The following is a 7860-nucleotide window of genomic DNA, read 5'->3' on the forward strand; positions in this document are numbered from 1 at the left end:
CTGCGGTAGTACACTCAGCCCATGCTGCGAGCTCTCCTTCTTAACAGCCGCGACGGGGTCTGAGACCAGACTGGCTTCCCGTCGCGGGGTTCGTTGCGCCGGTCGAACACATTGTTTTGAGCTGTACGGAGAGACGAACACCATGTCACCAGCCGACGCATTCACCTCGGGATCTCGAACCATCACCCCGCCCTCGCGGCCCGCGCCCAGCGACCAGCCTGCCTGGAACACCCAGAAGAACTCCTCGATGCCCACATTCCGTTATCGGCCGTTCGCCGAGGAAGTGGAGCCCGTCACCCTCCCCGACCGCACGTGGCCGGACAAGATCATCGACCGGACGCCGCAGTGGTGTGCAGTGGACCTGCGCGACGGCAACCAGGCTCTGATCGACCCGATGAGCCCGGCCCGCAAACGCCGCATGTTCGATCTGCTGGTCCGGATGGGCTACAAGCAGATCGAGGTCGGCTTTCCGTCGGCCAGCCAGACCGACTTCGATTTCGTCCGCGAGATCATCGAGGACGGCGCGATCCCCGACGACGTCACCATCCAGGTTCTGACGCAGTGCCGTCCCGAATTGATCGAGCGCACCTTCGTCGCCTGTGAGGGTGCCCGGAGCGTCATCGTGCACTTCTACAACTCGACGTCGATCCTGCAGCGCCGCGTGGTGTTCCGGGCCGAACGCGACACCATCAAGAAGATCGCCACCGACGGTGCCCGCAAGGTTCTCGAGGAAGCAGCCAAGTTCACCGATACCGACTGGCGCTACGAGTACTCCCCCGAGTCCTACACCGGCACAGAACTTTCCTACGCCAAAGAGGTGTGCGACGCGGTCACCGCGATCATCGATCCCACCCCCGAGAAGCCTCTGATCCTGAACCTGCCGGCCACCGTCGAGATGGCGACACCGAACGTCTACGCCGACTCGATCGAATGGATGAGCCGCAACCTCGATCGCCGCGACAGCATCGTGCTGTCGCTTCACCCGCACAACGACCGCGGAACCGGTGTTGCCGCAGCAGAACTCGGCTACCAGGCCGGCGCAGACCGCATCGAGGGCTGCCTGTTCGGCAACGGCGAGCGCACCGGCAACGTCTGCCTCGTCACGCTGGGCCTGAACCTGTTCACCCGCGGCGTGGATCCGCAGATCGACTTCTCCAACATCGACGAAGTACGCCGAACTGTGGAGTACTGCAACCAACTTCCCGTCGCCGAGCGTCACCCCTACGGCGGAGACTTGGTCTACACCGCCTTCTCCGGAAGCCACCAGGACGCGATCAACAAGGGTCTCGACGCAATGAAAGTCACTGCGGACGAGCAGGGTACGGACATCGGTGACATCACCTGGCAGGTGCCGTATCTGCCCGTCGACCCCAAGGACGTCGGTCGCACCTACGAGGCCGTCATCCGCGTCAACTCACAGTCCGGCAAGGGTGGCGTCGCGTACATCATGAAGTCCGACCACGGACTGAACCTGCCGCGTCGCCTGCAGATCGAGTTCTCCCAGGCCGTGCAGCGCATCACCGACGGTGAGGGCGGCGAGGTCTCGCCCAAGGAAATGTGGGACGGCTTCGCCGAGGAGTACCTGACGCCGATCCGTCCGCTCGAGCGCATCAAGCAGTCGGTGGTTGCGGCCGAGCACGACGGCGGCACCGACACGATCACCGCGACGGTCAAGGTGGACGGCGTCGAGCAGGAGATCTCCGGCTCGGGCAACGGTCCACTCGCATCCTTCGTCGACGCGCTGTCGACCATCGGATACGACGTCAGCGTCCTCGACTACTCGGAGCACGCCATGTCCGCGGGCGACGACGCCCAGGCTGCCGCCTACGTCGAAGCCTCGGTCACGTCACCCGCGGGAGTCGCCACCACGGTCTGGGGCGTCGGAATCGCGACATCGATCACCACCGCATCACTGCGTGCCGTGGTCTCGGCAGTGAACCGCGCACTGAACTGACGTGCACCACCGAGAAGCCGCCCATTCGTCATGAATGGGCGGCTTTTCCGTGTGTCGGGGCGCTATTGGATGGATTCGGCGTCGGGAGCACGTCGCTCATAGAGCCACAACAGCACAGTGAACATCGCACCCGCGACACCCGCGCCGATCAGCGATTCCCACACCGCTCCGTCGTCGAATAGGACGAACGCGGCGAACATCAGGACTGTGAACAGACCACTACGCACGAAGACGATCATCACATCTCCCCTGCTTCTCGTCGATCAGGATCGTTACCCAGGCTAACTCAAATCCCGCGTAAGGGGAACCACTCGTCCAGCTACGCCCCGTGCGGCAATAGTTCTGCCGTCGGGGCACTGTAGGGAATGGAAATTCGCCATGGACTCGTTCTGGGATTTTCTTTGGCTTCTCATCGTCGGATTCGCGTTCGTGGCCTACCTGATGGTGATGTTCTCGATCATCGGAGACCTTTTCCGTGACCACAAGACATCCGGGGTTCTCAAGGCCGTGTGGGTGTTCTTCCTCATCGTTGCGCCGTTCCTCACCGCGCTGGTGTACCTCATCGTGAACGGCAGCAGTACGACGAAGCGTCAGGTCGCTGCCCTTCAGCACGCGAAGGACCAGCAGGAGGACTACATCAAGCACGTCGCAGGTCGATCCGCATCCGAAGAGATCGCACACGCAAAAGCATTACTGGACAACGAAACCATCGATCAGGACGAGTTCAGGACGCTGAAGGCCAAAGCGCTGTCCTGAACTCCGCTTCCACTCGGAATGCGTCGAGCACAGCGGCGATCGCCGGTAGTCGCCGCGCGTCGGGCCTCGTTGCGAGTTCGTAGATGCGGCCGGCCCGCACCCCGGACAGTTCTCGCCGCACCAGGCCCGGATGGACGACGGCATAGCGCGGCATCAGGGCCACGCCGTGCCCGCCCGCCACCAATACCTCGGTGACGCGAAAGTCGTTCACTCGCTGGACCACCCGCGGTTCGACGCCCGTGGCCGCAGCCACCGAGAGCAGCACGTCGTCCACTGGGAATCCTCCGCGCACACTGATCCACCGTTCGTCGACCAGGTCCCGGAGGTATATCGATTCATGTTGCGCAAGAGCATGATCCGGCGGCAGCACCAGGTCGATGGGTTCACGCATCAGGGTGGCCACCTCGATGCGCGGGCCCGCGGTCGACGGCGCTCGCTCGTCCCGGTGCGTGAGCACCACGTCGTAGTCCGCCAGCAATTCGGGTACCGAGGATGCGGGCAGGTCCTCGTCACGGGCGTCGATGTCGACGTCCGAATTCGCCATCCGCGTCAGTAGCCCGGGCAGCAGGAGCGCGGCACCGGACGCGGGAACAGCGCGACTCGGACGCGTCCCCGCGGGGACGCCCGGTATCGATCCATCTCTGCCGTGGCGCGGGCGAGGGCCGCGAGCACCTCGTCGGTTCTGAGCACCAATGCGCGTCCCGCGTCGGTGAGACGAAGGCGACGACCGTCGGGTTCGAGGAGTCTCACCCCCGCCTCGCGGGCCAGCAACTTGAGCTGTTGAGACACTGCCGACGGAGTCATCGACATCGCGTCGGCGACCGCTGCAACGGTTCCGCGGTCGGCAAGTTCTGCGAGTATCCGGAGCCGCTCCACATTCATGCAGAAAATCTTAACTGTTGATACGGATATATTCGATTGTGCTCATCATTTGCACCCGTCACGATTGACGGCATGACCACTCGCGACCGCCTGCTCGGATTGACCGTCGCCGTGCTGTGGGGGCTCAACTTCCTCGCCATCCGCGTCGGGCTCGATCACTTTCCACCCTTCTTCTTCGCCGCGCTGCGGTTCCTGGTCATCGCCATTCCGGTCGTGTTGTTCGTCCCACGTCCGAACGTCCCACTGAAGTGGTTGCTGCTCTACGGATTCGGATTCGGATTCCTTCAGTTCGCCTTCCTGTTCGCAGCGATGGCCGCAGGCATGCCCACCGGATTGGCATCGCTCGTGCTGCAGTCGTCGGCGCCGTTCACCGTCGTTCTCGGCGCGGTTCTGCTGCGCGAACACGTCTCCCGCAGGCAGGCCATCGGCATTGCGATCGCCGTGGTCGGCATGGTGCTCATCGGATGGGACCGTGCCCAGAACGCCACCCTGCTCCCGGTGATCCTCACTCTCCTCGCCGGCCTCGGCTGGGCCTTCGGCAACCTGGGAAATCGACTCGCCAAGTCCGATTCCCCGATGACGCTGATGCTGTGGATGACCGTCATTCCGCCGGTGCCGATGCTGGCGCTCTCAGCGATCGTCGAGGGTCCGAGCACCGGCTGGCACGCCCTCGCCGAGGCGTTCGGTCCGACGGGCTGGCCCGGCCTAGTCGCGTTGGCCTACATCGTGATTCCGGCCACCATCATCGGTAGCGGACTCTGGAGCATTCTGATGAGTCGCAACCCCGCCGGACTGGTCGCACCGTTCTCACTTCTGGTTCCCGTGGTGGGCATCGCGGGTGCCTGGATCTTCCTCGGCGAGAACCCGTCCGTGCTGGCTCTGATCGGTGGCGTCGTCGTGATCGGCGGCTGCCTCGGCGGTATGGTCGTCCGCCGGCCCGCCGATGTGCTGGAGAAAGCACCGGTATGAGGGGCGGGAGTGGAGCCTGCGGAATGACCAAGTGGGGCGGGAGTGGAGCCTGCGGAATGACCAAGTGGGGCGGGAGTGGAGCCCGCGAAACGACCCAGGGGTAGAAACCGCCGACGTGAGACTGCACGTTGTTCTGTGCCAGACTCGGCGGATGGTTGAAGTGGGTGAGCGCAGGCGTATCGGCGCACGGGGCCGCGTGGCACTGCGCGCGGCGGAGCTGGCGACCTGGGCGTCTCGCAAGGCAGGCCGGGGTAAGGGCTCGATGATCGGCGGACTCGTCGCACTCAAGATCGACCCGAACATCCTCGGCGGGCTCGGGCGTGGCCGACGCACAGTTATCGTCACCGGCACCAACGGCAAATCCACCACCACCAGAATGACCGCCGCAGCCCTGGCCACTCTCGGCGACGTCGCCACCCAGGCAGACGGCGCGAACATGGACGCGGGGATCGTCGCGGCCCTGCACGCGCACTTCGATGCCGAGCTCGCTGCCCTCGAAGTCGACGAACTGCACGTCCCGCACGTGTCCGACGCTGTGGACCCGGCGGCCATCGTGTTGCTCAACCTCAGTCGCGATCAGCTCGACCGCGTGGGCGAGATCAACATGATCGAACGCAAGCTGCGGGCCGGATTGGCCCGGCACCCCGAGACCGTCGTCATCGCCAACTGCGACGACGTTCTGGTCACCTCGGCCGCATTCGACGCCCCGAACGTCGTCTGGGTCGCCGCCGGTGGCGGGTGGGCAGGCGACTCGGTCAGCTGCCCCCGCACCGGCGAGCCCATCCTCTGGGAGGGCGAGCACTGGTACAGCACCGGCAGTGACTTCAAGCGTCCGACGCCGGATTGGTGGCTCGACGACGAGAATCTTTACGGACCCGACGGACTCGTCCTGCCGATGACGTTGTCGCTGCCAGGAAAAGCCAACCGCGGCAACGCAGCTCAAGCAGTAGCCGCAGCAGTGACGCTGGGCGCGAGCGCAGAAGATGCCGTCGCGGCCGCGTCGAGCGTCGACGAGGTGGCCGGGCGCTACTCCACCATCCAATACGGATCTCATTCCGTCCGAATGCTTCTCGCCAAGAACCCCGCCGGCTGGCAAGAGGCGCTGTCGATGATCGACCCCACCTGCGACGGACTCGTCATCGCCGTCAACGGTCAGGTACCGGACGGCGAAGACCTGTCGTGGCTGTGGGACGTTCGCTTCGAGCACTTCGAGAACGTCGCCGTGGTCGCCGCCGGTGAACGTGCGACCGACCTCGGGGTACGACTGCTCTACGCGGGCTCACAGCACACGACCGTTGCAGATCCGTTGCAGGCCATTGCTTCCTGCCCGCCGGGACGCATCGAGGTACTCGCCAACTACACCGCGTTCCGTGATCTCGGTCGCGCGCTGGCACGTGAGGTGAAAGATGTCTGAGTCCACCGTTCGCATCGGCCTCGTCCTGCCCGACGTGATGGGCACGTACGGCGACAACGGCAACGCGCTCATTCTGCGACAGCGGCTGCGCATGCGCGATATAGACGCCGAGGTCGTGCAGATCACCCTCAGCGATCCGGTTCCCGATTCACTCGACGTATACACCCTTGGTGGAGCCGAGGATTCGGCCCAGCGCCTGGCGACGCGTCACCTCACCAGATATCCCGGATTGCAGAACGCCGCGGCCCGCGGTGCGCCCGTGCTGGCGATCTGCGCCGCGATCCAGGTACTCGGCCACTGGTACGAGACCTCCGCCGGCGAACGTGTCGACGGCATCTCGCTGTTCGACGTCACCACCGCCCCGCAGGCCACACGGTCGATCGGTGAGGTCGTCACCGAGCCCGCACTCGACGGCCTGACTCAGAAACTCACCGGATTCGAGAACCACCGAGGCGGAACGACTCTCGGTCTCGATGCATCCCCGCTCGCCAAGGTCACCCACGGAGTGGGCAACGGCGTCGGCGACGGACGCGAAGGCGTCGTGCAAGGCTCGGTACTGGGCACCTACATGCACGGGCCCGTACTCGCCCGAAACCCGGAGTTGGCGGATTACTTGCTGGAGCGTGCCTTGGGCACCACTCTCGCCCCTCTCGAGCTGCCCGAGGTCGCGCAGCTTCGCAAGGAGCGGCTCCGCCGCACGTGAACGAAACTTCGTAGCCCACTACGAATTTCCACTCACAAGGATGCAGCGCTCGCACGGGTACGACGAGTCTCTCCATCCCTCTCTGACCAGCACCTCGCGGACCTCGCGGTAAACACCGCACGGGTCCTCGGTCACTTCGTGCCAGCCGTACATCAACCGCGGCAGGTTCCTCAGCTCCGCGGCATTGTCGCGACGCCGATCGCGAAAACGTCGTTGCTTGGCAGAGTGAAAGGCCTGGCCGTCCAGCCTCACAATGAGGTCGCAGATCGCGTAACGAATATCCTCGAAGAGTTGCCTGCCGTCGACGAAGACCGGAGCCTGTCGCTGGCCGGCCGGAAGCCCGTGCGCCTGCTCGACGTCGAGCACGTAGCGGTGCTCGAGCGCAGAATGGACCCCGTCGCGCATGAGAGCCAGTGTGTGCCGAATCGGTTTCAGGTAACGCATCGGTCGCCGAGCGTCGACCTTGCGCGTCATGGCCGCAACGTTCACACCACCCGAGGACATCGCCGAGACCAACGTGATCGTCGCTTGCCTCGACGTCGACTCTGCGACAACGAGATCGAGGACCGTGTCGGCGGTGCTCGTTCGCGACGGATTCGTCTCGACTCCGATGTGGCTCATGGCTCGGGAACGATGCACGACCACGCCGGGATGGATTTGCGCGTTGCTCTCCGAGGTGCAGTTCTGCTTGGCGTGCCTCAGCGTCGGCGGCTGGCTGGTGGCCGAGCATCCGTAGGGAACGGTGAGGTGTACCGGCCCAGAACCCACCCGCTGCCACCCCCACTCCTCAGCGGCGGTGGTGTGACTGAGCAGTGCGCCCCGACCCGCGTACAGCAACGCAGCCGACAGCTGCATCTCACGTGTCAGCGGACCGTTTGTCACCGAGATGACGCCTCGAAACACCCTCAGCCACTGCCCGTTTTCCACGCAGTGGTTGATCGAGTCCTTGTTAACGCCGATCTCGTACATCTGCTTCGTAGTGATGATTCCGTGCTGAGCGTCGAGCAGTCGCTGCCAGGTTCCCGCCGGTCTGGTCCTCATGGACCTGAGGATGCTCGGTTTGCGACCTCCGCGTCAGAATCTATCCACAGGCTGTGGATAGCCGCGGGTCGTGAGTAGAAACTCGAGACGGGTTCACGTGGTCGTCGCAACGAGCAGTCGTTTGTTGTACTCCTCGAGTGG

7 protein-coding genes and 1 pseudogene are annotated in these 7860 nt (G+C 64.5%); 5 read left to right on the forward strand and 3 right to left on the reverse strand.

Features of this window, described 5'->3' with window-relative positions; genetic code table 11:
• Nucleotides 1–142 precede the first annotated feature (142 nt).
• On the forward strand, nucleotides 143–1954 hold the full coding sequence (leuA, locus tag QM797_RS24905) for a 2-isopropylmalate synthase (protein ID WP_283278373.1): 1812 nt from the start codon (nucleotides 143–145) through the stop codon (nucleotides 1952–1954).
• Between the two features lie 62 nt (nucleotides 1955–2016).
• Here the strand turns inward: leuA and QM797_RS24910 are convergent, their stop codons facing one another.
• Nucleotides 2017–2193, reverse strand: a complete 177-nt coding sequence (locus tag QM797_RS24910) for a hypothetical protein (protein ID WP_283278374.1) — start codon at nucleotides 2191–2193, stop codon at nucleotides 2017–2019.
• Nucleotides 2194–2332: 139 nt separating this feature from the next.
• Between QM797_RS24910 and QM797_RS24915 the strand changes: the two genes are divergently transcribed.
• On the forward strand, nucleotides 2333–2710 hold the full coding sequence (locus tag QM797_RS24915; protein ID WP_283278375.1) for a PLDc N-terminal domain-containing protein: 378 nt from the start codon (nucleotides 2333–2335) through the stop codon (nucleotides 2708–2710).
• On the opposite strand, the pseudogene QM797_RS24920 reads toward QM797_RS24915, so the two are convergent.
• Nucleotides 2679–3592: pseudogene (locus QM797_RS24920) on the reverse strand (LysR family transcriptional regulator). The gene QM797_RS24915 and the pseudogene QM797_RS24920 overlap by 32 nt on opposite strands.
• Nucleotides 3593–3664: 72 nt before the next feature.
• On the opposite strand from QM797_RS24920, the gene QM797_RS24925 reads away from it, so the two are divergent.
• From QM797_RS24925 to QM797_RS24935, 3 genes are all read left to right on the forward strand, one after another.
• Nucleotides 3665–4561 carry an EamA family transporter gene (locus tag QM797_RS24925; protein ID WP_283278377.1) on the forward strand — a complete coding sequence of 299 codons (897 nt, stop codon included), beginning with the start codon at nucleotides 3665–3667 and terminating at the stop codon, nucleotides 4559–4561.
• Nucleotides 4562–4712: 151 nt separating this feature from the next.
• The gene (locus tag QM797_RS24930) at nucleotides 4713–5975 is read left to right on the forward strand and encodes a Mur ligase family protein (protein ID WP_283278379.1); all 1263 of its coding nucleotides are present in this window, start codon (nucleotides 4713–4715) and stop codon (nucleotides 5973–5975) included.
• The gene (locus QM797_RS24935; RefSeq protein WP_283278380.1) at nucleotides 5968–6678 is read left to right on the forward strand and encodes a type 1 glutamine amidotransferase; all 711 of its coding nucleotides are present in this window, start codon (nucleotides 5968–5970) and stop codon (nucleotides 6676–6678) included. Before QM797_RS24930 ends, QM797_RS24935 begins: the two co-directional genes overlap by 8 nt.
• Before the next feature lie 18 nt (nucleotides 6679–6696).
• On the opposite strand, the gene QM797_RS24940 is transcribed toward QM797_RS24935, so the two are convergent.
• Complete coding sequence (locus QM797_RS24940; protein ID WP_283278381.1) at nucleotides 6697–7719, reverse strand: type IV toxin-antitoxin system AbiEi family antitoxin domain-containing protein; 1023 nt, start codon at nucleotides 7717–7719, stop codon at nucleotides 6697–6699.
• Nucleotides 7720–7860 lie beyond the last annotated feature (141 nt).

Origin of the sequence: Rhodococcus sp. IEGM 1381 (genome assembly GCF_030056795.1) — a bacterium.
Lineage (GTDB): Bacteria > Actinomycetota > Actinomycetes > Mycobacteriales > Mycobacteriaceae > Rhodococcoides.